The following is a 25905-nucleotide window of genomic DNA, read 5'->3' on the forward strand; positions in this document are numbered from 1 at the left end:
AATATGGAAATGGCGCCAGTAAAACTGGCGCCAATCAGGTTATTCAACGACTTCATATTCCTTGACGACAGCGTGGTTGCTGTTGAGAATTGCTGAAGTGGGAAATAATGGGGCGATTCCATCAATAAAAAATGATTGCGTCGCTTGTACAGATTCAGTGGTGCCCACAGTAGAAACTCTCATGCCTGTATATGGGCTATATGTCTCTTGTGAGCCGGAAGTTTTGGTGTAAGAGCCGCCTTCCATTGGGATGCAGTCTATTTCTACTAAACCAGTCATGCCACCCAAGTCACCTCCCAGTTCGTCTGTATGAACAGACAGGGATAAACCACTAGTGAAGCTTCCCGTAACGGAGCCAGGAGGCAGTTCATACGTTTCAGTAATTGCCGGGTTGGGGTAGTTTGAAATCGTGAGCTCCACCCTTTCTTTGCCAGGTCCTTTAGCAGAAAAAAATTCAAGACCAATTACATTAATGCCAGTATTTCCTGAGTATATGCCTGTGGCCCGGCAGCTATCACCCACTTTTTTCGACATCATATCGGGAGGTGCTGCATTGCCAGATGCGACAAACACTACACTACTAAACAGGGCTATTTTGGACAGGGTTTTCAGTTGCTTATTCATTATTAACACAATCTCCATTTGTTTTTATTTGATGCCACTTACAGGACGCAAGAAGGCTCAAGCTTCGCATTTGTGAAATGCGAAGCCTGATTCTAGGAGAGGATTGGAGAATTGTAAAACTGAGGGTTATTTCAGCATTGGCTTCAAAAAACGCCCGGTATGTGAGTCCTTGAGTTTCGCTACTTGCTCCGGAGTGCCGGTGCCGATAATCATACCGCCGCCACTGCCACCTTCAGGACCCAAATCAATAATCCAGTCAGCAGTTTTGATCACGTCGAGGTTATGCTCAATAACCACCACAGTGTTGCCGTGGTCGCGCAGGCGGTGCAGTACTTCCAGCAGTTGCTGAATATCGTGGAAGTGCAGGCCGGTTGTCGGCTCGTCGAGAATGTAGAGGGTTTTTCCGGTGTCGCGTTTGGACAGTTCGCGCGCCAGTTTTACCCGTTGCGCTTCACCACCCGACAAAGTGGTGGCGGCTTGCCCCAAGCGGATATAGGTCAAGCCCACATCCACCAGGGTTTGTAGCTTGCGAGAGATTGACGGTACCGCCTCAAAGAACGCCAGCGCGTCTTCTACGGTCATCTCCAGCACTTCGTGAATGTTCTTTCCTTTGTATAAAACTTCCAGGGTTTCACGGTTGTAGCGCTTGCCCTTACACACGTCACAGGAGACGTAAATATCCGGCAAAAAGTGCATTTCGACTTTGGTAACGCCATCGCCCTGACAGGCTTCGCAGCGGCCACCTTTCACGTTAAAACTGAAGCGTCCCGGCTTGTAGCCACGGGAGCGTGCCTCCTGAGTGCCAGAGAACAGCTCGCGAATGGGCGTGAAAATACCGGTGTAGGTGGCCGGGTTGGATCGCGGGGTGCGACCGATGGGGCTCTGGTCAATGTCGATACATTTGTCGAATTGATCCAAGCCTTTAATTGCTTTGTGCGGTGCTGCTTTCAGCGTGGTGGCCTTATTCAGTTGAGTGGCCGCCAGTGGGTAGAGGGTTTCATTAATCAGTGTTGATTTACCTGAGCCGGAAACACCTGTTACGCAGGTGAACAGGCCGACCGGTATTTCAACATCCACGTTGCGCAGGTTGTTACCTTTGGCACCTTTTAATACGAGCTGGCGTTTTGGGTCAATCTCGGTGCGCTGTGCAGGAATTTCGATGCAGCGCACACCGGACATAAATTTGCCGGTTTCCGAGCGCGGTGAATTAATCACTTGTTCAAGGCTGCCCTGGGCCACCACTTCGCCACCATGAACGCCGGCACCCGGGCCGATATCAATAATGTGGTCTGCCTGACGAATGGCGTCCTCATCGTGCTCCACAACAATCACAGTATTACCAAGGTCCCGCAATCGTGTCAGGGTGTTGAGCAGTCGCTCATTGTCGCGCTGGTGCAAGCCGATGGAGGGTTCATCAAGCACATACATAACGCCCACCAGGCCGGCACCAATCTGGCTGGCCAGGCGAATACGCTGGGCTTCACCGCCAGAAAGGGTGTCGGCACTGCGATCGAGGGTCAGGTAGTTGAGACCAACATCCACCAGAAAACGAAACCGGTCGCGAATCTCTTTAATAATTTTTTCAGCAATCTGCCCCTGACGTCCGGCCAGTTTGAGGTTTTCAAAATAGTCGTGGGAATCGCCCACTGGAATAGCGGTGATTTCCGACAGGGTGCGACCATCCACAAACACATGGCGCGCCTCTTTGCGCAGGCGAGTGCCCTTACATTCGGGGCAATTCTGGGTGTTCAGGTATTTGGCCAGGTCTTCGCGCACCATGTTGGATTCAGTCTCGCGAAAGCGTCGCTCCATATTGGGAATAATGCCTTCAAAGATATGGGTTCGCTTGTAAACGGTGCCGCGATCATTGACGTAACTGAAGTCGATCTCTTCATCGCCACTGCCAAACAGAATTGCCTGCTGGTGGAGCGGTTTGAGCTTTTCAAAAGGCGTGTCTATGTCAAAGCCGTAGTGCTCGCCCAGGGATTCCAGCATGGTGTAGTAGAACAGATTGCGGCGATCCCAGCCGCGAATAGCGCCTTCTGAAATACTCGACTCCGGGTGTTGCACCACACGGGCGATATCAAAAAACTGCCGTACCCCCAACCCGTCACAGCTGGGGCAGGCACCCACCGGGTTGTTGAAAGAGAACAGGCGGGGCTCCAGCTCGGTAAGGCTGTAGTCACAAACCGGACAGGCGAATTTGGCGGAGAACAATTGGTCCGGTGCCTCGCCATCCATGTAGCTGATTGCCGCGAGACCTTCAGCCAGATTGAGGGCAGTTTCAAAGGATTCGGCAATGCGCAGCTGCAGATCTTCGCGCACCTTAAAGCGGTCTACTACTACTTCAATGGTGTGCTTATGGGTTTTGGCCAGCTTTGGTGCGTCATCCAGATCCACCACCACGCCGTCGATACGGGCGCGAATAAAACCCTGGTGACGTAGCTGTTCGAGCAGGTGGACATGCTCACCTTTACGTTCCCGTACTACCGGAGCCAACAACATGAGCTTGGTGCCTTCGGGCAGGGCCAGAACGTGGTCCACCATCTGGCTGACGGTTTGCGCTTTCAGTTCAACGTCATGATCCGGGCAGCGGGGCTCACCGGCACGGGCAAACAGCAGACGCAGGTAGTCGTATATCTCGGTGATGGTGCCCACGGTGGATCGGGGGTTGTGAGATGTAGATTTTTGCTCAATGGAGATGGCCGGGGAGAGGCCTTCCACATGGTCGACATCGGGCTTTTCCATCATCGACAGGAACTGCCGCGCATAGGTGGAGAGCGATTCCACATAGCGGCGCTGGCCTTCAGCATACAGCGTGTCGAAAGCCAGTGAGGATTTGCCGGAACCGGACAGGCCGGTAATAACAATCAACTTGTCGCGGGGAATATCGAGGTCGATATTTTTGAGGTTGTGGGTGCGTGCACCCCGTACCTGAATGCTTTCCATGTGACGGTAACTCTGGATTGAGGCAAAACCGCCATTATAGAGCCAAGGCCGGATACTGTGCAAAATTACAGTGCTGTGATTGTTTGAGGGCTGTCCTCGGAGTAGAGGGATCCTTCGCCAAACGCTCAGGATGACAGGCTGGGGGAGGGGACTGCCAGGCTGGGTATTTGAGGGAGGTTCTCGTGACCAGTAAATGGACAATCAGGTCACATAGCACTCCGCTAGGCAGCCACTGGTCTAAAATTTTAGAAAAGGTGTCCCAAAGTTGGTGTCGATCTCGTCATATTTACAGGCTCAATATGAGTGAGCCGAATGTAAAAGCAAGGATATTTCAAGGGAGTTTGGCTGGTGATCCGTTTTATATATAGAGGAAATGTGAAATATTTGGGTTCCATTTAGCACTAAATCATTATTTTGTGGTCATGATTTATGTTGCCGACCTATCTATCCAGATAGGTGGTCGTTCAAAGGCAGCTCATTGATTCGGAAATGGAACATTCAATTCATACAAATAAAGGAGCGAAAGTGGGGGTTTTACTAATCAGGTGCATAGTCTGTCTGGGATTGGCGTCAATCTCGGTTGCGTCTGCGTGGGCGAGTGACTGCAAGGAGATTGATCGTTATCTGGAGTGGCGCGGCGGAGATAAGTTTCGGTCCCTGCAAACTGTACAGATGAGTGGTGAGGTGTCCGGTTATGGCCGCACCGGCGAAGCTTCGCTGACACTGCGCCGTGACGGCTACTCACTTCAGGAGTTTCAGCTGAACCCCTTTTCAGTAATACGAGGACTTACCCCTGATACAGCATGGGGCAAGTTACCCTTTAAGCAGGCTGGCCATATCGGTCTTCGGGAATACAACGAGAGTGTGCGGACTATCGACCAGGTACTCTCCTTGTCGCTACAGCAGCAGGGCGATGGAGAGGTAAGTTGTCTTTCCACAGAGCGCCGCAACGGCAAGCTCTACAGGGTCATTCGCGTCGCTTATCCCGATCGCAATTATTTTGACCTGCTAGTCTCTCCCAGAACCGGTGCCTTGGGCTGGATTCGCCAGCGGGAAGGCGAGGAACTCAGCTGGACCAGGCTCCACTACTGGCGCACTGTTGATGGGGTGAGGATGCCCTATCGCTGGACGCTGTCTTCCGGCAAACAAGAGCAAAAGATTCACTGGAACCGAATAGTTCTTAATCGCACCCAGCCTGTCAGCCAGTTTGCCTGCCCTACGGATTTGGGCAAGTTTTGCCGCTTCAAGGGGGGAGATGCGGGTAGTGGTTGGATCGATTTCGAATTTTACGCGCAGAAACACATTATGCTGGATGCCACCATTAATGGTGTGAGTCGTAAGGTGCTGCTCGATTCCGCATCCGTTACCACTGTTATCGACGAGGAATTTGCTCGGGAATTGGGGGTGTCCGGGAAAAAAGGATTTAAGGTTAAAGGCACCTCCGGCGAAGCTGACGCCTCATTTACCACGGACCTGACCATAGAGATCGGCAATGTTCAGTTGGCCAATCATCCTGTAGCAATAATTGACCTGTCAGAAATTAATGCCCCGCCCTTGTCGGTTATCCTTGGGGCAGAAGTCTTTAATGAGTTGGTGGTGGATATAGATTACCCCAATGAGCGCCTGGCATTTTACGAACCGGAGTCTTTTACCGGTGAGTCACTTGCTGAGCCTATTCGGGTTTATTCAGAGGGCGGTGGCGCTCGCCAGGTGCTGGTTTCGTTGAATGGCGATAAGACCGCGCTGGTCTCTCTCGATACCGGATTATCCTTTGGCATGTTGATGTTCAAGGACTGGACGGATGCCAATATTGAGCTGGAAGAAATGGAAACCCAGTTGGTTAACGCTATAGGAATAGGCGGAACAGATTCTCACCTCCGCGGAATCGTGGATACGGTGACGGTTGGTAACAAAGTGCTCGAAGATGTTCCCGTCAACTTTGCCCGCTCCTCAAAAGGCTCCACCGATGCAGTTCATGTAGCTGGCCTGATAGGCACACAGATCTTCAGGAAATTTCGCACCACCTTTGATCTAACCCGCAATCTTCTCTACCTGACTCCGCCAAACTAAAGTCAAAACCCCCTGAGCCAATCTGGGCGCAGGGGGATTTGATTCGGAGCGTCGATAGCGGTTCTTACCTGCTCCAGTAATCGAGTTTTATCCTTGCCTAGCACACCCTTTAGCACCAAGTAGTTGGAGGCGTGATCGGAACGGAAAATGGTTTTCTCCAGTTGCAGCTCGTTCAGCAGTACTTCCATCTCCTCAAACAGCTCGCGTTTGGTCAAGGGGCGCCATTTGCCATCAAACCGTTCAATAAACCTCTCGGGGTCGCCGCGCAATTCAACCACCAGTGTTGCCAGGTAGTCAGGCTGGGCCGCATTCATTAACCGGGCTGAGGCTCTGGCGTGCTGCTCACTCAGTTCTGGACCGCCGAGGCCGTTAAGGATCATCACCGAGCTTTTCATGCCTGCCTGTTTGATTTTCAGGAGGGCGTCCAGTGACGTATCAAAGGTCTCCCCCTTGTTAATCCGTTCCAGAACCTCGTTATCGCCACTCTCACAACCCACATACATCAGGCTGAGTCCCAGTTCCTGCAGTTCCTTAAGCTCATCGACGGACTTGTTTTTCAGGTTGCGAGGCAGGCAATAGGAGGAGATTCGCTGTACGTCGGGAAAGTAGCGACGAATCAGCTGCAGGATCTCCTTGAGGCGACGGGTAGACAGGGTCATCGCATCGCCATCAGCCAGGAAGATACGCCTTACCGGATAACCTGCGGTAGCCAGCCGTTGCAACTCCACTTCCAGCTCCTCAACAGACTTGGGCTGAAAGCGCTTTTGTGGCTGTGTATACATCTCACAGAACGTACAACGGTTCCAGGAGCAGCCATTGGTAACCTGAAGAATCAGCGAATTGGCCTCTGAGGGTGGCCTGAAAACCGGGTCGATATAGTCGAGGGGGTAGAACATCACAACGGCCCTGATCTGTAGCTTAAAGGCAGGAGAGTTTAAATGAAGCTACTCGACAGGTCATTATTTGTGAATCCATCTATAGCTCCCACCTTCAGTTTGATTGAAAAAATTTCCGTGGGTTTGTCGGGTGGTGACGTTTAACAGGGTGCAATTAATAAATTTGGAGGGAATATGAAGTATATACGATTGAGTCTACTGGCTTTTTGTGCGCTATTTTCGCTGATTGGAAATGCGGGTACCAGTACATATGAGCTTGTTGTCACCGGTGGTGAGCACTTTCCTGAGGGGGCTCGAGTTATGGTTTGGCGCAACAAAGCAGTGGAATCACCAAAATCCACAGAAGTTTTAGGGGCCGCTCCATTCGAAAAAGGAGCGTTTCAGCTATCTGGTGGGGTAGATGACCCATATATGGTTGCAATTGATGTACTGCCTGCTGAGGGCGACCATGCTTACACTCGCGTCAATTTTGTGCTGGAACCGGGGAAAACGGTTATTCACTTCTCTGATTACCAGCACTTTAAACTGGAGGGAGGGGAGTACAATCGTTTGGTTGTGAACTCCTGGAACGATGATAAGGCTTATCAGTCAGCCTTCGATGCACTTTATGAATATTCAAAAAATGCCGATTTAAAGGATCCTGATCAAAAGGAGAGATACTTTGAGCTATTTCGTCAAGCAGGTGCAATCAAAAAACAAGCCCTTGCTAACGTTCTGAACGAGACCTCGGACCCCCTCGTAAAATTGTTGGTTTATGGCGGTATGTACTACCGGGGCGAAGGAGAGGACACAAATCAAATCGTTATGGAGCTGTGTAAGGCGCTGGAAGGTCATCGTCAAGCCAAGGTCTCAATGCTAAACCTGACTAGCATGATGGAATCGGATAAGGCGCGTTCAGCATTCCAGATTGGCACCGTTATCAAGGACTTTACCGCTGAAGATCTGACTGGCAAGGAGTTCCATCTCGCCAATGTTTTGACCAAGAACAAGTATGTGTTGGTGGAATTTTGGGCATCATGGTGCAGCCCTTGTCGAGCAGAAATTCCCCATATGAAAACTGCTTATCAGAGCTTTAGTGATAAAGGTTTTGAGATAGTCTCCTTTACTCTGGATGATGATCGTGATGCCTGGGAGGATGCTTCGAAAGAGGAGAATTTACCCTGGATTAATACCGGTGATCTCTTGGCGAGCACCAGCCCGGTTGTGAAGATGTATGGCGTGACAGGTGTTCCGGCCAACTATCTGGTGGAAGGCGCAACCGGCAAGATTGTTGCCATGGATTTGCGCGGTACCAAGCTGGATGAAAAACTGGCGGAATTGTTAGGACATTAAGGTTGATACCCCATAGGTTGGTGAGATTCCGGCCTATGGGGTTGATTTTTAAAGCAAAACTCATTCGTATAACCTATTCTTGGCTGGACTGATCTGGTGTGGCTCACCTTCGATTCATCGGTTGTGCTTCTAAAGACCCCTTCAATTTATTCCATTTGGGCTGTTTTGTTCTTATCGCAGGCTTGTTACCTGAATCCTTGCATATACTTTAAAGGCTAATGCCTAAAATTCCCGAAAAAACTTCAGGGTGTTTCTGTGTTCATGTCGTTCAGTTAGTGTGAGGGTGTATGAGATCTGCCTATTGTGAACAGGCGCAATAATGTGGTTGACCTGATGGGTCGGCGGCAGGAGGAGAGAGAGCGCGTGCTCGAACAGTTGTTCAATGAGCACGGGGCTGCCCTGCGCTCGTTTGTAGCCCGGAATATGGCGGCTGATGAAGATCCGGAAGATATTGTGCAGGAAGTGTTTATCCGGTTGGTGAAGATGGATGACCTCTACGACAGGCTCACAGAAGAGAGCGGCAGTACACGTTCTTACCTGTTTACCATCGCCAACAACCTGGTGGTGGATCTTGAACGCAAGAAGTCGAGGCGTCGTGGTTTCGACAGCCGATTAATGGAAGAAGCAGAGGATGCTGTGGTGGAGTCAAATCCCGAGGTCATTGTTTCAGCAAACCGAGAGTTGGAGATGCTCAAGGCCGTTATCATGAAGCTGCGCCCCGATTTGCGAAGGGCTTTTGTGCTTAATCGGTTTAAACATTTGAGTTACCCTCAGGTAGCGGAGCATATGGGAGTAACCGTAAAGCAGGTGGAGTATTTTATGTCCCAGGCCCTGGTTCAGATTCGACGAGCCAGACGGCAAGCAAGGGGTGAGAGGTAAGGATTATGGAAAAAATCTTACAGAATTTCAGGGAGTTGCGGGCTGCCAAAGCAGTAACACGGCTGTTCTCTGAAGACATTTCCGGCAAGGACGAGGCTGAATTACAGGCTTGGCAAAAGGAAGGTAGCGCCTTTAAAGAGGACTATCTGGATATGATAGAGGCGCTGGCTGACCTCGAGGGGCTGGTTGATGACCCTGAAATTTTGGCGGTGGCTGAAGAGACTTACAGAGAACCTGCCGACAAGAGCCGCCAATCCAACTGGCCAGTGTATGCAATGGCTGCCAGCCTGGTATTGGCTGCCGTGGTTGGTATAAGAGTGCTGGTGCCCTTTGGTGAAGAGTCGGCATCCGATATCAATGTGTCTCGCTATGCCACTCGAGTAGGCGAGCAGAAAGTTGTTAACTTGCCGGATGGGTCCGAAATCACCCTGAATACAGGAAGTTTGATGTTAGTCGAAATGTCAAAAAATCAGAGGCGGATCATTCTGGAGCACGGAGAGGCATACTTTGCGGTGGCGCCGGACGAGAGTCGCCCCTTCACAGTGGATTTGGGAGAGCGTTCTGTGACCGTATTGGGTACAGAGTTCAATATCCTGAAATCCCCCGAGAGCTTTACCCTTGCGGTTGTAGAGGGGATGGTGTCTTTGCATCGCAAAGAGGAGCCGGTTTCAGGGAACAGCTTACTGTTATTGCCTGACAGGAACCCAGTCAACTTGAATGATCCTGGTCAGGTTCGCCTGGTTGCCGGCAATGTTGCGGAATTTAATTCGATTGATCAAGAATTGCTGGGTTTTCACGATAAGGATGTTTCCCGTTTTCAAGTCTGGCGTACGGGTAAGCTCTACTTTGATGAGGTGCCACTTTACAAGGTTGTGCATGAGTTAAACCGTTACAGTGGCAAAAAGATTATGGTTGAAGATGCTGCAGTGATGGACCTGAAAATTTATGCAGCTGTTGATCTGAAATATCCTGACGAAGTATTGATTGATCTCGAAAAAGTGTTACCAATCAGAATTATTCGACATTTTGATCGCACTATTATTGTCGGGAAAAAACAATAACCTGGCAAACGTTGAATCTTGGAGTCAGTCGGAGGGGCTGTGAAGCATTGTTTCAAACGGTTCAGGTTGACTCAGTCATTTTGTACCGTACTTCTGTTTTCCTCGCTGGGTTTTTCTGCCCTGGCTGCTGGCGATGTCAAAAAATTTGAAATTGATATTCAAAGCCAATCTGCTGGAAAGTCGCTGCTTACGTTGGCGCGAAGTACTGGCGTCCAGATTATGTTGCAGGAGGGGCCAGCAAGTAAGGTCCAGCTCCCGGCTCTGAAAGGAACTTATTCTCTAGAGGAGGCCTTAATTGCTTTATTGGGCGACGTTGAGCTGGAATATGAATTTACGTCAGTTAATAGGGTTGTTGTTAAATCCGCCAAAGCGGCTTCAAAGGGAAAAGAAGCTGCGCCGCTCGAGGAAGTAATTGTTACGGGAACACGCCTTAAGCATCATAACCCGGCGTTGCCAATAATTACTTTTGTTCGTGCTGACCTGGATCGTGGTGGATATTCGTCACTGGCGGATGTTTTTCGCCGTCTTCCGCAAAACCTGAATTCTTTAAGTGCAGCTTCTATTGAGGCGGGAGAGGCAGAGTTTGGTGAAGACCGAACTCTTTCTGATTCTTCACTCGGATTATCCAGTGTCAACCTTCGCGGTATTGGTACTCGCGGAACCCTGATTTTGATCAATGGTCGCCGCCGTGCTGCTTCTGCACAGGGCGTTGGTAACTACACCGATATCTCTTCAATTCCGCTTTCCCAAGTGGAAAGCATCAATATTGTTACGGATGGTGCTTCGGCGATTTATGGTGCTGATGCGGTTGGCGGTGTAGTGGATATTATTCTGCGCAAGGATTACCAGGGCGGTCAGTTTCAGGCCCGGCATGAGGATTCCGGTTCCGGAGCGAACCTCAGTCGCATTAATGGTGCCTATACATTTAATTGGGGCGAGGGTTACCTCAGTGCCAGCGCCGACATTTCAAAAAGTAAATCGGCGGATACCAGCAGCTTTATTTATAGCGGCCCCAACGGAATTGGTGACTTTACCGATAAGGGTGGCGTCAATACCCGGAAAATAGGTTTTGGACAGCCGGGGTCAGTGTATGAAGTTGACCCCTTCCGTCCATTTATGCCATTTGAGGGAGACTTTATTGGATTGATTCCGGAGGGACAGGATGGCTCCAGTTTGCAGGAGTCGGATCTGATCGTGGGAGATCCGAATGCACGCCAAATTTATGAAAATCCAGCCATTGGTCCTAAAGTTAACGCCAAGTCCCTGCGTTTGAACGGTGAGCAAGAGCTGGGTGATAGCCTGAACCTGGGTTTTGAGGTCAGCTACAGCAAACTGGAGAATACCGGTTTCTGGGAGCCAACCCTGTTTGAGTTTAATTCCTTGGCTTTTTTTGCCCGCAATATGACTCTAATTCCCGAGGAGAATCCCTATAATCATTTTGGTCGCGATGTGCTGGTGGCATACTCCTATGCCAACGAATTTGCGCAAATGGGTGAGAGTCAGGATGAGCGTCAGGAAAACTACAACTTGATGCTGGATTTGACCGGCGAACTGCCGATGGTGGAGGGCTGGGATTTCACTCTGAACTACGCCTACAGCAAAGAGAAGGGCAAGAGTGATTATCTGTTTGACGCAACCGGCACCTTCGGAGACGGCGATAAAGATCCGGCATTGCGGGTATTGCCGGTACTGTTGCAGTTAAATCCGTTTGGCGATGGCAGTGATCCGGCGACGGTTGCCAATAATGCGGCACTGTTGAGCAGTTGGATCGAGCGAAATTTTAATGATGCGGTATCCGATAGCCACAGTATGGAATTGAGTGTCAATGGAACGCTGCTCTCCCTGCCGGCCGGTGACGTGCAAATGGTGGTGGGTGCCAACCTGCGCCGGGAAAAGGTCAGCAGTATAATCCAGTCAGAGGATGCGCCGAATCAAGATCCTTACCCCTACAGGCGTGGTAATGAGAGGGAAGTAACGGCGTACTTTGTCGAGATGGGTATTCCGTTACTGGCGGATAAACCATTCGCGAAAGAGTTGGATCTTACCCTGGCTGCCCGTTACGAAAAAATTGATCAGCAAGGGACAAGTCGTCTCTCCAATGGCCTGTATGAATTGGATGATGATCTCTATCAGGCCGGAGCGGGGTATCCCGACTATTACGTGCCCTGGGGGGATGTTGGCGATTTCAATCTGGGGGAGTTTGTCGGACTTGCTGAAGCTGGCAGCATATTTACTAATGGTCCGGATACGGCTGTCGATCGCACCTTCAGCAGCACAACCCCTCAGGTCAGCCTGAACTGGCGTCCGGTGGATGATCTGCGTGTACGCGCTACTTGGGGTGAGTCCTTCCTGACGCCTCAGTCACAACAGTTGTATGGCAATGTGCGTGCATTTGATGGACTTTACTCATGGACGTCTTTGGAGGGGCTGCCTCTGCCTGACGGTGTTAACCGAGTGGCTTGGTTGTCAGGTCCTAACTCAAATCTGGAGCCCCAGGACGCTGAAACCTGGACGGTGGGTTTTGACTACACCCCAATGGCGCTGCCTGGGTTGGTGGTCAAGGCGACATACAGCGAAGTGGAATTCGATAATTACATCAGTACACCTTACGCCAACATAGGGCTCTCTGTACTGGCAGAAAACCTGGAGATGTTCCCGGAAATTTTCAATATCGATTACCCGAATCTGCTGATCTTCGATTCCAGGGAGCAAAACCTGGCCAAACGTACTTCCCGAACAGTAGATATCGATATTGACTACACACTGGACAGTGATATTGGGGGTTGGTATTTCGCCCTCAATGCGGCCCGGACTCTGGAAACCTCACAGCAAGCGAATAAGACAGCGGGCAAGCAGGTGTTCTCAGAAACCGAGCGAGGGCCAAGTAAGTGGGCGGCCAATTTTACTGTGGGCTGGGACTACGGCAACTACGATGTGACGTTAGTAACTAACTATACTTCGTCTCATAAAGTAGCCAATCCGCTTTCGGCGCGTGGCACGATTTATAACGATTTTACGCCAAACCTAAATCCGCAAACCCGCAGCCACGGTACCACCACCTTTGATCTGCAGGTGGGTTATACCGCCGATGCGGCCTCTGGTTGGCTGCAGGGAACCAAGATGCAACTGGGGGCGCAGAACCTGTTTGATGCCGATCCGGAGTTTGTGGATTCAAAACTCGGCTACGCCACCAATCGCCTGGATGTCCGCGGCAGGGTAATTTATCTGGATCTGCAAAAGCAATTTGCTCTTTAAGTTATTGAAATTTAATAGAAGATAATTTTTTTAGCTACTAATTCACCAGTAAATAAAAAATAGTTCAGGGTGACTTGTTTTTCATGTCGTTTAGGTTTGTAGGTTTCCGAGAAAACCAAAAGCATTGGGAACTTGAAACATTAACGACACGAAGAGGTGGGTTACATGAAATCAGGAAAATATTCGTTTCCGGTAAATCGTTTGGCAATGAGTATTGCCGCCGTATTGAGTATGTCTGTCTCAATCAGCTCCTACGCTGATACAGAAAAGGGTGAAGAGGCAGAAAAAGACCTGGAAGAGGTTGTTGTTACAGGAACGCGCCTAAAAAATCACAATCCGGCATCACCGACAATCACTTATACACGTGAAGACCTGGAAAAAGGCGGATATTCATCGCTGGCAGATGTGTTTCGTCGTTTGCCACAAAATCTCAGTAGCTTAAGTGCAGCCGCTTCGGAGGCAGGTCAAACGGAATTTGGTGCGGACCGGTCGCTGACAGACTCTTCTCTGGGGGTCTCCAGTGTCAACCTTCGCGGTATTGGTACTCGCGGAACCCTGATTTTGATCAATGGTCGCCGCCGTGCTGCCTCGGCGCAGGGCGTTGGTAATTACACTGATATTTCTTCAATTCCGCTTTCCCAAGTGGAAAGCATCAATATTGTTACTGACGGTGCTTCGGCAATTTACGGAGCCGATGCGGTTGGTGGTGTGGTGGATATTATTTTACGTAAGGACTACCAGGGCGGGCAGTTCCAGGCTCGACACGAAGACTCCGGTTCCGGGGCGAACCTCAGTCGCATCAATGGTGCCTACACATTTAATTGGGATGGCGGTTACCTCAGTGCCAGCGCCGACATTTCAAAAAGTAAATCGGCGGATACCAGTGCCTTTATCCACAGTGGCCCGAGCGGGATTGGGGATTTTACCGATAAGGGTGGGGTTAATACGAGGAAGATTGGTTTTGGACAGCCAGGTTCTGTGTATGAAGTTCGCCCATTCTTTAACCCGTTAGCACCGCGTGCTGGTGCACGGATTGGTCTGATCCCGGAAGGTCAGGATGGATCCAGTTTGCAGGAGTCGGACTTGATCGCTGGCGACCCCGAGACTCGCCAGGTCTATGAAAACCCGGCCATTGGTCCTAAAACTGATGCCAAATCCCTGCGTTTGAACGGAGAGCAGGAGCTGGGGGATACACTGAACCTGGGTTTTGAGGTCAGCTACAGCAAACAGGAGAATGCCGGTTTCTGGGAACCTACCCTGTTTGAGTTTAACTCCCTGGACATCTATGCCCAGCGTATGACTTATGTTCCGGAAGCGAACCCTTACAACAATTTTGGTCGCGATGTATTGGTGGCCTACTCCTATGCCAACGAATTTGCGCAAATGGGTGAGAGTCAGGATGAGCGTCAGGAAAACTACAACCTGATGCTGGATTTGACCGGTGAGCTGCCGATGTTGGAGGGCTGGGATTTCACTCTGAACTACGCCTACAGCAAAGAGAAGGGCAAGAGTGATCATCTGCTTGACGCAACCGGCACCTCCGGAGACGGCGATAAAGATCCGGCATTGCGGGTATTGCCGGTACTGTTGCAGTTAAATCCGTTTGGCGATGGCAGTGATCCGGCGACGGTTGCCAATAATGCGGCACTGTTGAGTAGTTGGATCGAGCGAGATTTTAATGATGCGGTATCCGATAGCCACAGTATGGAATTGAGTGTGAATGGAACGCTGCTCTCCCTGCCGGCCGGTGACGTGCAAATGGTGGTGGGTGCCAACCTGCGTCGGGAAGAGGTAAGCAGTGTTATCCAGTCGGAGGATACGCCGAATCAAGACCCCTACCCCTTCAGACGTGGCAATGAGCGGGACGTGACGGCGTACTTTGTCGAGATGGGAATTCCGTTACTGGCGGATAAACCATTCGCGAAAGAGTTGGATCTTACCCTGGCTGCCCGTTACGAAAAAATTGATCAGCGAGGGGCAAGTCGTCTCTCCAATGGCCTGTATGAGTTTGATTTTGACCTCTATCTTGCCGGTGCTGAGTTCCCGGATTATTACGTACCCTGGGCCGATGTCGGCGACTTCAATCTGGGAGAGTATGTGGGGCTTGCCGAAGCCGGTAGCGCCTATACCTATGGCCCTGATACACCGATTGATCGGACTTTCAGCAGCACAACTCCCCAGGTCAGCCTGAACTGGCGTCCGACGGATGATCTGCGCGTACGCGCTACCTGGGGTGAGTCTTTCCTGACGCCTCAGTCGCAACAGCTGTATGGCAATGTGACTTCATTTGATGGGTCTTACTCATGGGAAGTGTGGGAAGGCATACCTCTGCCGGACGGTGTCAGCCGAGTGGCCTGGTTGTCGGGGCCTAACCCGAATCTGCTGCCGCAGGACGCAGAGACCTGGACGGTTGGATTTGACTACACCCCGATGGCACTGTCTGGATTGGTGCTGAAGGCAACGTATAGTGAAGTGGAATTCGATAATTACATCAGTACACCTTCTGCCGGCGTAGGGCTTTCTACACTGGCGGAAGACTTGGAGGCGTTCCCGGAACTCTTCAACACCGATTATCCGAATCTGCTGATCTACGATGCTCGTGAGCATAACCTGGCCAAGCGTACTTCCCGGACTGTAGATGTCGATGTTAACTACATGCTGGACAGTGATATTGGCAGTTGGTACTTCGCCCTCAATGCGTCTCGTACCCTGGAAACGTCACAACAGGCAAACGAGTTGGCTGACAAGCAAGTGTTCTCGGACACTGAGCGGGGCCCGAGCAAGTGGGCGGCCAACTTCACTGTGGGCTGGGATTACGGTAACTACGATGTGACGTTAGTCACTAACTATACATCGTCCCATAAAGTGGTCGATCCACTTTCAGGGCGTGAAACAATTTATAACAAGTTTATCAAGAACCCAAATCCGCAAACCCGCAGTCACGGTACTACTACCTATGATCTGCAGGTGGGGTATACCGCCGATGCAGCCTCAGGCTGGATGCAGGGAACCAAAGTGAAACTGGGTGCGCAAAACCTGTTTGATGCCAAACCGGAGTTTGTGGACTCGACCATTGGTTATGCCACCAATCGCTTGGATGTCCGCGGCAGGGTGATTTATCTGGACCTGATCAAGCAGTTTGATATGTAAGGTTTAGGTTTTTTACTGCCTCCGAAAGCCTCTCCCAATACTGGGAGGGGCTTTTTTGTTTCCGTGTAAGGTTCAGCTGAGACAGTTGCCTACGTAGATACAGCCGCTCATAGAGGTAATTAGTCCCGCGATAAGTCGTAGAGATGGATCTAAAATAAAAAATTAGGGGTATCCATCGATTAAACGTGTCTATGGATACGAAAGAGCGTAATAAGGCTCTGAAGTGGCATTGATGGCTCGAAAAAAGGGCAATGTAGTAGACCTGAATGGGCGGCTTGCGAGTCGTTCCAGGGCTCTCGAGTGCCTGTTTAAAGAGGATGGCCGGTTATTGCGGGGGAATCGCCATTAGTTCACTAGACACTTTCCAGCCTCATTAAAATACTGACGTTCATACTCTACCGGCGACTATCCATCATTGGAACTGACCTGCACCCAAAGATAGACCCACTTCTTGCTTAGTAAAGTCCAGTTTTTCAATTGTTGGTTACTCGGTTTTGCTCTGTTAAATTCTCTCGATACTGTGCGGCAAACTCTGCTGGCGTCAGGTAGCCGAGAAATGAGTGAGGCCTATATGCAAAGCCACCTTCTATGAAGGTGGCTTTGGGGGGGCTTTGGATCAACCGCGACCTGGGCGCTCAGGCTTTTCCGGTTTTTCCGGACGCTCGGCGCGTTCCGGGCGCTCTGGTTTTTCCGGTTTCTCAGGCTTTTCCGGGCGCTCAGCGCGTTCCGGTCTGGCAGGGCGCTCGGCTTTGGTTTTTTCCGGGCGGTCACCGCGCATGGCCATGGACTTTTCCGCTTTATCAGGGCGGGCAGATTTCAGGCTGCTGATCAGCTGGCCGAGATTGAAGTCCAGTTCATTGGCAATTTTGCCCCAGCCCATACCGTCAGCACGCATTTCCAGAATGCCGGCTTCAACCTCAACACCGTCTTCTAGATCCAGATCTCCGGCCAGCGCTTCAACAAGCTCCTGAAGGGTTGGGTCTTCAATGCCGCCGGCGTTGAGTTTTTCCTCTGCCAGTGCCAGAGAGATAAACGCGCCGCCAAAACCGATCTGACCGGTTTCCGGAGTGAAGGTAATGGTGTTTTCCACTTCTACTTCGGTTTGAACGACTTGTTCAACCTGTACCGGGTTGCCGTCGTCATCGAGTACCGGGTTTCCGTCTGCATCTACTTCATCAACCATTTCGGTGGTTTCCTGAATTTCGATAACGGTTTCGGTCATGGTGATTTCGGTGCCGTTGCGCAAGCCGTTGATCAGGTTCTGGGTGTTTTCTTCAGAGCCGGCTAGTTCGCCAAAGCTTGCGGCGATGCGGTCAATGTTCTGCTGCTCGCCAGAGCTGATGGTTTCCTGGTTGACCTGTTCAACTTCCTGATCGACATCTTCAACGTCGTCTTCAGCCAGTGCCGGCAGAGCGCCAACCAGAGCCAGGCTAGAGCACAGGGCAAGTGTTTTCAGAGTTGGGTATTTCATTTATAGCTCCCTCCTGTTTGGCACATCGCCGATACAGGTGTTTGGTTCGTCGTTAAAACTTGTGAATCATTTGTACGCCCATGCCTTGATCGGGGCTGCCATCGCTCAGGCCGATATAGACATAGGGGGTTACTTTCCAGTCGTTGGACAGTCGGTAGTTCACGTAAGTAAACAGTTCCAGGCTGTCGTCCGCATTTGAGGCGGATTGTTGGAAGTCCAGTGAGGCACCGATATGGGTGTCGTCAGAGAGTTTCCAGTCAGCACCAGTGGACAGGTAGAAGACGTTGTCGAGTTCGTAGCCGCTGGGGTCGCCCTTGATTTTGTAGGCGACGCTGACCAGTGGAGTCAGGCGGCCCATTGAATAGGCCCAATCGGCCTGCAGGGTGTAATCCACTTCGCCGGTGCCCAGTTGCTTGTCTTCATCGGCGGTAGGCAGCTTAATCTTTGCAGTCAGGTCCAGATAGCCTAATTCCTGCGGGAATGATTGCAGTTCGTAGCCGAGGCTGGCCCAGATGTCGCCAAAACCGGATTCGCTGCTGGTGGTCATTCCGCCGGAACCGACCACAACGCCACCATCACCACCACCTACTACGGTACCGGGGCCGTCAATTTCCAGCCAGGCAGCGCTGACTTTAGCGGTCCAGGGGCCGCTCTTGCGGCTGATGGACACCGGCAGGTAGGTAATGTCGGTGTCTACAGGGTCATCATAGGAACCACTGCTGAAGTCGGTGCCAAAGCTGATTTTCCATTCCTCATTGGTATCTGCCAAAGTGTTGGCGCTGACCGACAGGCCAAGCATCAGGGCAGAAAAAAGTTTTGTGTATTTCATTGCTATTCCTATTACTTTTTTACTAGTTACTGTTTTATTGCGTATTTGTTCTACACAGTATAGGTGCCCACTCTAGAGCAACCCAGCCCGCTTTGATGTGAATGCCTTGGCAATCCCCGGCATCGTATCTTCACGTTTGTGACCAAATTACAGGGTCCGGTTTGTCCCTGTTGGTGTCCGTATAGTTTGGTCCCGGTTGCATTCTGGCAGTAACCTCCCTACAATGTCGCGCCCCCGAATAGCCCGAAGGGGTTGTATTCGGGCACTCCTTGCCTCACCGCCCACTGATTTGCGGGAGGCTGAACATAAACCGAAAGGAGCAACAATGAGACACTACGAAGTTGTGTTCATGGTTCACCCGGACCAGAGCGAACAGGTTCCGGCTATGATCGAGCGTTACACCAAAGCTGTTGAAGCGGCTGAAGGTAAGGTTCATCGCCTGGAAGACTGGGGTCGCCGTCACCTGGCTTACCCGATCAACAAAATCCACAAAGCACACTATGTTCTGATGAACATTGAGTGCCCGCAGGACGTACTGGACGAAATGACGTCCAACTTCCGTTACAACGACGCTGTTTTGCGTAACCTCGTAATCAAGTGCGATGAAGCTGTGACTGAAGACTCTGCGATCATGCTGGCTGAAAAAGCCGAGAAAGCTGAGCGCGAGAGCCGCGACCGTCGTCGCGAAGAGCGTCAGGCTCGCGAAGAGGCCAAGGCTGCTGAAGCCAAAGCTGAAGAGACAGAAGAAGCTTCTGAAGAAGCTGGCGAGGAGGAGTAATCCATGTCACGTTTTAACCGTCGTCGTAAGTTCTGCCGTTTCTCTGCAGAAGGTGTAAACGAGATCGACTACAAAGATCTGGATACTCTGAAGGCGTATATCACTGAGACCGGCAAGATCGTTCCTAGCCGTATCACTGGTACCAAGGCCAAGTATCAGCGTCAGCTGGCTACCGCTGTTAAGCGCGCCCGCTTCCTCGCTCTGCTGCCTTACACCGACAGCCACAAGTAAGAGATAGAACCGACTGCTGTGCGCGCCCTGGCTGAGTTCATTATGCGTGGGCGCCTGCAAGCGGCGGTCGTAGCGTTTGTTGGCAATTTATTGCCATTTATCAGTCCCGCTGCGGTGGGATTGGTAGCCCTGAGAAAAGGGCCACTGGAAGGGTTGCTAACCCTGATGTGGGCAGTTTTACCGGTGGTGCTAATGTTTAGCGCCGAGGTTCCGGTAGAGCTGATTACCTCACTGGCACAGCTGGTGATCCTGTGGTTCGCAGCGGATCAGCTCCGCCGTTCTCAATCGTGGGCCATGGCCATTTTGGTAGTGGTTGGATTGAGCGGTTTGGCCGGTATGGTCTTCAATATGACCCTTCCCGAGGGGGTATTGATGGAGCAAATCAGGCAAATGTTTGAGAGATTCGTGGTGGGGCAGCCGGCTGATGTGCAGCTGGATCAGGCAACCGTATTGTCGGTGCTGGTCATATTGACCGCATTGGCGACCGTAATCAGCCTGGTACTGGCGCGCTGGTGGCAGGCGATGCTCTATAACCCCGGGGGTTTCCGGGCTGAGTTTCACCAACTGCGGTATTCAATGTCGGTGGCTTTTGGCCTGGTGGGAGCCATTCTGGTTTGCACAGTGTTGGAAGGTAACTTCCTGGTGTGGATCAATGTGCTGGCTCTGCCGCTAATGATAGCTGGTGTATCTCTGGTTCACTGGCTGGTTGCGGAACGCAACCTGGGGCTACAAACGCTGGTTCTGTTTTATATAGGGGTAATGGTTATACCGATACTGTTTATCCCGATGCTGGTGGTGATTGGTTTTACCGACAGCATGGTGAATTTGCGATCCAGGCTTAAGTCTGGAGCAAGCTAAAAGTTTTGACTTTCGAGTCTGAAGAATGAGGATACCGAGATGGAAGTAATCCTGCTGGAAAAAGTTGGCAAGCTGGGCAACATTGGCGACAAGGTCAATGTTAAAGCCGGTTATGGCCGCAACTATCTGATCCCGAACGGTAAAGCAGTATTTGCTACTGAAGCGAACGTTGCCGAGTTCGAAGCACGTCGCGCCGAGCTGGAAAAAGCCGCTGCCGAGAAACTGGCTGCAGCTGAAGAACGCGCTGCCAAGCTGGAAGGTGTTGAAATCACCATCGAAGCTAACGCTGGCGACGAAGGCAAGCTGTTCGGTTCTGTAGGCACCGACGCTATCGCCGATGCACTGGCCTCTACTGGCGCTGACGTTCTGAAGAGCGAAGTGAAGCTGCCGGAAGGCGCTCTGCGTGAACTGGGCGAGTACGAAATCGACGTACAGCTGCACGCTGAAGTGTTTGCTACTGTGAAACTGAACGTGGTTGCCCAAGCGTAACTCACAGGTAGTTTCATTCGGATTAAAAATCCGTAAGAATACGGCACTGTTCTGAATCCTTCGATACGACGGATTTTGGTTCAGTGCCGTATTTGTTTGTGTCGCCTATTGCTGTTGTGGCTACACTGAATGTTCCTCGACAATAACGATATCGCCCATGACAGAAGCCGTAGCCCTGGATGATTTTCGCGCTGACTCCAAGCGCCAGTTGCCGCATTCGGTAGAAGCCGAGCAGGCTGTTCTGGGCGGGCTGATGCTCGACAACAGCGCGTTTGAAAATGTGGCGGCGGTAATCCGCGAGGACGACTTCTACAGTCACAATCACCGCATTATTTTTGCTGCGATCAGCGAGCTAGCCAGTGCCGAGCAGCCGCTTGATCCGGTCACTCTGTCTGAGCACCTGGAAAATAATGGTGATCTCGGCCCAGTGGGTGGCCTGGAGTATCTGGCTGATCTTGCCGCTAATACACCCAGCTCTGCGAATATCGCCGCCTACGCCCAGATTGTTCTAGAGCGTTCCATTGTTCGCCAGCTGATCAGCGCCTCAAGCGAGATTGTTCAACGCGGTTATCAACCATCCGGCTGGGACAGCAGCCGCTTGCTGGCCGAGGCGGAGCGAAAGCTCAACGAAATTATGGAAAGCCGTCCAAAGCAGGGCGGTTTCCACGAGGTCAACGCACTGCTCAAGCAGGCGGTGGAAAAGATTGACGAGCTGTTCAATCAGGATGGTGGCCTGACCGGCCTCAGCACCGGTTTCCGGGACCTCAACAATATTACTTCGGGCTTCCAGGAATCCGACATGATCATCGTCGCTGGTCGTCCATCTATGGGTAAAACCACCGTATCGATGAATATGGTGGAGCACGCTGTAATGAACCAGGACCAGCCGGTATTGGTATTCAGTCTTGAGATGCCTGCGAGCCACCTGATGACGCGTATTCTGTCGTCGGTGGGCAAGATCGACTCCAAGAAAATGCGCGACGGCCAACTTGGCGAAGACGACTGGCCGCGGTTGAGCAATGCCGTGCAGCGAATGAAAGACCGTCCGTTGTTTATCGACGATACCCCCGGTATTTCGCCGATGCAGATGCGCACCCGTATTCGCGAGCTGACACGTAACCAGCGTGATCTGTTGAAAAAGCAGAATCCCGATTGGAATGAAGAGCAGCTCGACACCAAGAGCCTGCCAGCGCTGATCATGATTGACTACATCCAGCTGATGAGCGGCAGTGTTCCGGCGGAGAGCCGTACTCAAGAGGTATCGCAGATCTCCCGGGAACTGAAAATGATCGCCCGTGAATTCAAATGTCCGATCATTGCCCTGTCTCAGCTCAGCCGTAATGTTGAGCAGCGCCCCAATAAACGCCCGGTCAACTCTGACCTGCGTGAATCCGGTGCCATCGAGCAGGACGCCGATATCATTATGTTTGTATACCGCGATGAGGTGTACAACGAAGACTCCCCAGACAAGGGCATTGGCGAATTGATTATCGGAAAACACCGTAACGGTGAACTCGGCACAGTGCGACTGGCGTTCCTCGGTAAATACACTCGCTTTGAAGACTTGGCTGCTGATTACTTTGCGCCAGAGTATTGAGTGTTGAGCTGAGAATTATTGTTGCGGTCAGTGCGGAGTTTAATTTCTACGCTGTTGGTCGCACGTCGCACGATTAGCTCGAGCCAGTAGAGAATTTATCTTACTCATTAAATTCAGAAGGGTACCGCCGCCCCTAATTTAGTAAAATGAACCCGCTTTTAGCGTGCGACGTGCGACGTCAGACGTGCGACCACTAAAAATGAGCTCCCAATCCCAATCACCACTTGAAATCACTTACTGAAGAAAAATGAAAGTATTCCATACAGTTCAGGGCATCCGTGATGCCGTCCGCACCGAGCGTCTTGCTGGCAAACGTATCGGCTTTGTTCCCACTATGGGCAATCTGCACGAAGGGCACTTGCAGCTGGTTCAGCTGGCGCAGAAAACTTGCGATGTGGTGGTGGTGAGTATTTTTGTAAATCCGCTGCAGTTTGGTTTGAACGAAGACTGGGAAAAGTACCCGCGCACTATCCAGAACGATATTGCCAAGCTGGAAGGGGTTGGCTGCGACTACCTGTTCAATCCCACGGAAAGTGAAATTTACCCGAATGGTATGGCAGACCAGACCCGTGTGGTGGTGCCTACCATGACCGATATTCTCTGCGGTGCCAGTCGCCCTGGTCACTTTGAGGGTGTTACCACGGTGGTTTCCAAACTGTTTCATATCGTGCTGCCGGACGAGGCGGTATTCGGTATTAAGGATTACCAGCAGCTGGCAGTGATTCGTCGCATGGCTGAGGATCTCTGCATTCCGGTCGAAATTACCGCTGCACCTATTGCACGCGATCATGATGGCCTCGCATTGAGTTCTCGCAACAGTTACATCACCGAGGAAGAGCGCCCGAAAGTAATGGTGTTAAATGCCACCTTGAATTGGGTCAGTGAGCAGATTTCCGGTGGACGTCGGGATTTTCAGGTTCTGGAACAGGAAGGGACAAAGCGTATTGAAGCTGAAGGTTTTAAGGTTGATTACTTCAGTATTTGTAACGCCAAAACCCTGGAGCCAGGTGCTATTGATGATACCGAGCTGGTCATACTGGGTGCTATGTACACCAGTCAGGCTCGGTTGATTGATAATGTGACTGTCTCGATTTAAGCCAAACTATCCCCTCTTTATGTCTGACACTAACTAGCAGGCTGTTTCTAAACAAAAAAGTAGGCTTGAGATCAATGGCACTTGGTTAAGCCTGATGTTGCATATTTACAGCGGCATCCGTCATTCCCGCGCAGGCGGGCGAGGTGCTACATGGACGTAGCGCTTACCGAACCAAGGGATGTAATCCATGCAGTTCGCAGCTCGAAACCAAATGGATCCCCGCCTACGCGAGGATGACGGGCTTAACTAAGTGCCATTGGGCTTGAGACTTTTTAAATTCTCCTTTTTGCGTGTCTCCCCTTACTGGGTTATGGTTTCAGCATTCTAAAAAAATCATAATTGATAACCCAAAACAGGGACTTTCTATGCACCAGTTTCCGCTTTACCCGGTTTCCGATGAATGGCGCGATCGCGCCCATATTGATTACGTTACTTATCAGGAAATGTATCGCCGTTCGCTGGAGGATGCTGATGCCTTCTGGAGCGATCAGGCTCGGGAATTTTTGGAGTGGCAGCAGCCCTGGAGTGAGGTGTGCAGTTACGATTTTCGCAAAGGCGAAGCGAGCTGGTTCCGCGGTGGTGTGTTGAATGTTACCGCCAACTGTATTGATCGCCACCTGCTGACCCGTGCAGAACAGACTGCAATTATTTGGGAGGGTGATGATCCGGCGGATAGTCAGCGCATCAGTTATCGAGAACTGCACAAACAGGTGTGCAAGCTGGCGAATGTGTTGCGTGATCGCGGTGTTAAAAAAGGGGATCGTGTCTGCATCTATATGCCGATGATTCCAGAGGCTGCCTACGCGATGCTGGCCTGTGCACGGATTGGTGCCGTGCATTCGGTGGTGTTTGGTGGTTTTTCCCCGGAGGCGCTCAAGGATCGAATTCTGGATTCGGATTGTCAGCTGGTGATTACCGCTGATGAAGGTGTGCGTGGAGGCAAACATATTCCGCTGAAAGCCAACACTGATACTGCACTGAAACACTGCCCTAACGTGCACACTTGCCTGGTAGTTAAGCGTACCGGCGGCGATATTGCCTGGCACGAAGGTCGCGATATCTGGTATGCCGAGGCAACCGAACAGGCAGCCGAGCATTGCCAGCCGGAAGCGATGGATTCGGAAGATCCACTGTTTATTCTCTATACCTCCGGTTCCACCGGTAAACCGAAAGGGGTGCTGCACACGACTGGCGGCTACCTGCTGCAAGCAGCGATGAGCCACAAGTATGTCTTTGATTACCACGATGGTGAGGTGTACTGGTGCACTGCGGATGTGGGCTGGGTGACAGGGCACAGCTATATCGTTTACGGACCCTTGTGTAACGGTGCCACCACTTTGATGTTTGAGGGTGTGCCGACCTATCCCGATGCCTCCCGTTTCTGGCAGGTGGTCGATAAGCATCAGGTGAATACCTTTTACACCGCTCCTACGGCAATTCGCGCTCTGCAGGGGCTGGGTGATGAATTTGTCACGCGCACTGACCGCAGTTCGTTGAAGTTGCTGGGTACGGTTGGCGAGCCAATCAATCCAGAGGCCTGGGAGTGGTACTACAAGGTGGTAGGCGATTCCCGTTGCCCGATTGTTGATACCTGGTGGCAGACGGAAACTGGTGGTCATATGTTGACCCCGCTGCCCGGCGCCACAGCACTGAAGCCGGGCTCGGCTACTCGTCCGTTCTTTGGTGTAGAGCCTGCGCTGTTGGATGAGCAGGGCAAGGAGATCAGTGGGCCGGGCGAGGGGGTTTTGGTGATCAAACGCTCCTGGCCTGGGCAGATTCGCAGTGTTTACGGTGATCATCAGCGCCTGATTGATACTTATTTTTCGGCTTACCCGGGTTATTACTTTACTGGCGATGGTGCGCGTCGCGATGAGGATGGTTATTACTGGATCACTGGTCGTGTGGACGATGTGTTAAATGTGTCGGGACACCGTCTGGGAACTGCCGAGGTGGAGAGTGCATTGGTATTGCACGATGATATTGCCGAGGCTGCTGTGGTGGGTTATCCCCACGACATCAAGGGGCAGGGCATTTACGCTTATGTGACGCCGATGACTGGGATTGAGCCAAGTGATTCTTTGAAAAAAGAGTTGATTGAACTCTGTGTTTCCGAGATTGGCCCGATTGCCAAGCCGGACCAGATTCAGTGGGCGTCTGCGTTGCCGAAAACCCGTTCCGGGAAAATCATGCGGCGCATTCTGCGCAAGATTGCCTGCAATGAACTGGAGAATCTTGGGGATACTTCAACCTTGGCTGATCCGTCGGTGGTGGATCAATTGATAGGGAATCGACTTTCCGGGAGCTAACTACCTTTATCGGTAGGCGTCAGTACGGAGCGAG

18 protein-coding genes are annotated in these 25905 nt (G+C 51.4%); 13 read left to right on the forward strand and 5 right to left on the reverse strand.

Annotation, left to right across the window (positions count from 1 at the left end; genetic code table 11):
• Nucleotides 1-39 precede the first annotated feature (39 nt).
• Together QP938_03405 and uvrA are read right to left on the reverse strand one after the other, a co-directional pair.
• Complete coding sequence (locus tag QP938_03405) at nucleotides 40-624, reverse strand: hypothetical protein (GenBank protein ID WIO74964.1); 585 nt, start codon at nucleotides 622-624, stop codon at nucleotides 40-42.
• Between the two features lie 126 nt (nucleotides 625-750).
• On the reverse strand, nucleotides 751-3573 hold the full coding sequence (uvrA, locus tag QP938_03410) for an excinuclease ABC subunit UvrA (GenBank protein ID WIO74965.1): 2823 nt from the start codon (nucleotides 3571-3573) through the stop codon (nucleotides 751-753).
• 525 nt (nucleotides 3574-4098) lie between these two features.
• Here uvrA and QP938_03415 point away from each other — a divergent pair.
• Nucleotides 4099-5643 (forward strand): retropepsin-like aspartic protease, encoded by a 1545-nt coding sequence (locus QP938_03415; protein ID WIO74966.1) that lies wholly within the window; start codon nucleotides 4099-4101, stop codon nucleotides 5641-5643.
• Between the two features lie 2 nt (nucleotides 5644-5645).
• Here the strand turns inward: QP938_03415 and QP938_03420 are convergent, their stop codons facing one another.
• Nucleotides 5646-6539 carry a radical SAM protein gene (locus tag QP938_03420; GenBank protein WIO74967.1) on the reverse strand — a complete coding sequence of 298 codons (894 nt, stop codon included), beginning with the start codon at nucleotides 6537-6539 and terminating at the stop codon, nucleotides 5646-5648.
• A 174-nt stretch (nucleotides 6540-6713) separates the two neighbouring features.
• Here QP938_03420 and QP938_03425 point away from each other — a divergent pair, with 174 nt between their 5' ends.
• The 5 genes from QP938_03425 (at nucleotide 6714) to QP938_03445 (ending at nucleotide 16216) form a co-directional block, all read left to right on the forward strand.
• Nucleotides 6714-7871 (forward strand): TlpA disulfide reductase family protein, encoded by a 1158-nt coding sequence (locus QP938_03425; GenBank protein WIO74968.1) that lies wholly within the window; start codon nucleotides 6714-6716, stop codon nucleotides 7869-7871.
• Between the two features lie 303 nt (nucleotides 7872-8174).
• Nucleotides 8175-8750: an RNA polymerase sigma factor gene (locus QP938_03430; protein WIO74969.1), complete on the forward strand. Its 576-nt coding sequence runs from the start codon at nucleotides 8175-8177 to the stop codon at nucleotides 8748-8750.
• A gap of 5 nt (nucleotides 8751-8755) precedes the next feature.
• Nucleotides 8756-9811 carry a FecR domain-containing protein gene (locus QP938_03435; GenBank protein WIO74970.1) on the forward strand — a complete coding sequence of 352 codons (1056 nt, stop codon included), beginning with the start codon at nucleotides 8756-8758 and terminating at the stop codon, nucleotides 9809-9811.
• A 66-nt stretch (nucleotides 9812-9877) separates the two neighbouring features.
• On the forward strand, nucleotides 9878-13066 hold the full coding sequence (locus QP938_03440) for a TonB-dependent receptor (GenBank protein WIO74971.1): 3189 nt from the start codon (nucleotides 9878-9880) through the stop codon (nucleotides 13064-13066).
• Nucleotides 13067-13231: 165 nt separating this feature from the next.
• Nucleotides 13232-16216, forward strand: coding sequence for a TonB-dependent receptor (locus QP938_03445; protein ID WIO74972.1), 2985 nt, complete (start codon nucleotides 13232-13234; stop codon nucleotides 16214-16216).
• Nucleotides 16217-16832: 616 nt separating this feature from the next.
• Here the strand turns inward: QP938_03445 and QP938_03450 are convergent.
• Nucleotides 16833-17687: a hypothetical protein gene (locus QP938_03450; GenBank protein ID WIO74973.1), complete on the reverse strand. Its 855-nt coding sequence runs from the start codon at nucleotides 17685-17687 to the stop codon at nucleotides 16833-16835.
• A 52-nt stretch (nucleotides 17688-17739) separates the two neighbouring features.
• Nucleotides 17740-18516 carry a transporter gene (locus tag QP938_03455; GenBank protein ID WIO74974.1) on the reverse strand — a complete coding sequence of 259 codons (777 nt, stop codon included), beginning with the start codon at nucleotides 18514-18516 and terminating at the stop codon, nucleotides 17740-17742.
• A gap of 325 nt (nucleotides 18517-18841) precedes the next feature.
• Here QP938_03455 and rpsF point away from each other — a divergent pair, with 325 nt between their 5' ends.
• From rpsF to acs, 7 genes are all read left to right on the forward strand, one after another.
• Nucleotides 18842-19294, forward strand: a complete 453-nt coding sequence (rpsF, locus tag QP938_03460; GenBank protein ID WIO74975.1) for a 30S ribosomal protein S6 — start codon at nucleotides 18842-18844, stop codon at nucleotides 19292-19294.
• Between the two features lie 3 nt (nucleotides 19295-19297).
• Nucleotides 19298-19525, forward strand: coding sequence for a 30S ribosomal protein S18 (gene rpsR / locus QP938_03465; protein WIO74976.1), 228 nt, complete (start codon nucleotides 19298-19300; stop codon nucleotides 19523-19525).
• A gap of 18 nt (nucleotides 19526-19543) precedes the next feature.
• Nucleotides 19544-20383, forward strand: a complete 840-nt coding sequence (locus tag QP938_03470) for a hypothetical protein (protein WIO74977.1) — start codon at nucleotides 19544-19546, stop codon at nucleotides 20381-20383.
• Nucleotides 20384-20422: 39 nt separating this feature from the next.
• Nucleotides 20423-20872, forward strand: coding sequence for a 50S ribosomal protein L9 (gene rplI, locus QP938_03475; GenBank protein WIO74978.1), 450 nt, complete (start codon nucleotides 20423-20425; stop codon nucleotides 20870-20872).
• Between the two features lie 157 nt (nucleotides 20873-21029).
• Nucleotides 21030-22469, forward strand: coding sequence for a replicative DNA helicase (dnaB, locus tag QP938_03480; protein WIO74979.1), 1440 nt, complete (start codon nucleotides 21030-21032; stop codon nucleotides 22467-22469).
• A 247-nt stretch (nucleotides 22470-22716) separates the two neighbouring features.
• Nucleotides 22717-23565: a pantoate--beta-alanine ligase gene (gene panC, locus QP938_03485; GenBank protein WIO74980.1), complete on the forward strand. Its 849-nt coding sequence runs from the start codon at nucleotides 22717-22719 to the stop codon at nucleotides 23563-23565.
• A gap of 365 nt (nucleotides 23566-23930) precedes the next feature.
• Nucleotides 23931-25871: an acetate--CoA ligase gene (gene acs / locus QP938_03490; GenBank protein ID WIO74981.1), complete on the forward strand. Its 1941-nt coding sequence runs from the start codon at nucleotides 23931-23933 to the stop codon at nucleotides 25869-25871.
• The last annotated feature ends 34 nt before the right edge of the window (nucleotides 25872-25905 follow it).

The sequence above is a fragment of the Porticoccaceae bacterium LTM1 genome, from assembly GCA_030252795.1.
Classification (GTDB): Bacteria; Pseudomonadota; Gammaproteobacteria; order Pseudomonadales; family Porticoccaceae; genus SCSIO-12696.

Bases quoted from the DNA above. Each gene is read 5' to 3' on its own strand.
- QP938_03405 (WIO74964.1), bottom strand. From the start codon at position 624: ATGAATAAGCAACTGAAAACCCTGTCCAAAATAGCCCTGTTTAGTAGT.
- uvrA (WIO74965.1), bottom strand. From the start codon at position 3,573: ATGGAAAGCATTCAGGTACGGGGTGCACGCACCCACAACCTCAAAAAT.
- QP938_03420 (WIO74967.1), bottom strand. From the start codon at position 6,539: ATGTTCTACCCCCTCGACTATATCGACCCGGTTTTCAGGCCACCCTCA.
- QP938_03425 (WIO74968.1), top strand. From the start codon at position 6,714: ATGAAGTATATACGATTGAGTCTACTGGCTTTTTGTGCGCTATTTTCG.
- QP938_03435 (WIO74970.1), top strand. From the start codon at position 8,756: ATGGAAAAAATCTTACAGAATTTCAGGGAGTTGCGGGCTGCCAAAGCA.
- QP938_03445 (WIO74972.1), top strand. From the start codon at position 13,232: ATGAAATCAGGAAAATATTCGTTTCCGGTAAATCGTTTGGCAATGAGT.
- QP938_03450 (WIO74973.1), bottom strand. From the start codon at position 17,687: ATGAAATACCCAACTCTGAAAACACTTGCCCTGTGCTCTAGCCTGGCT.
- QP938_03455 (WIO74974.1), bottom strand. From the start codon at position 18,516: ATGAAATACACAAAACTTTTTTCTGCCCTGATGCTTGGCCTGTCGGTC.
- rpsF (WIO74975.1), top strand. From the start codon at position 18,842: ATGAGACACTACGAAGTTGTGTTCATGGTTCACCCGGACCAGAGCGAA.
- rpsR (WIO74976.1), top strand. From the start codon at position 19,298: ATGTCACGTTTTAACCGTCGTCGTAAGTTCTGCCGTTTCTCTGCAGAA.
- rplI (WIO74978.1), top strand. From the start codon at position 20,423: ATGGAAGTAATCCTGCTGGAAAAAGTTGGCAAGCTGGGCAACATTGGC.
- dnaB (WIO74979.1), top strand. From the start codon at position 21,030: ATGACAGAAGCCGTAGCCCTGGATGATTTTCGCGCTGACTCCAAGCGC.
- panC (WIO74980.1), top strand. From the start codon at position 22,717: ATGAAAGTATTCCATACAGTTCAGGGCATCCGTGATGCCGTCCGCACC.
- acs (WIO74981.1), top strand. From the start codon at position 23,931: ATGCACCAGTTTCCGCTTTACCCGGTTTCCGATGAATGGCGCGATCGC.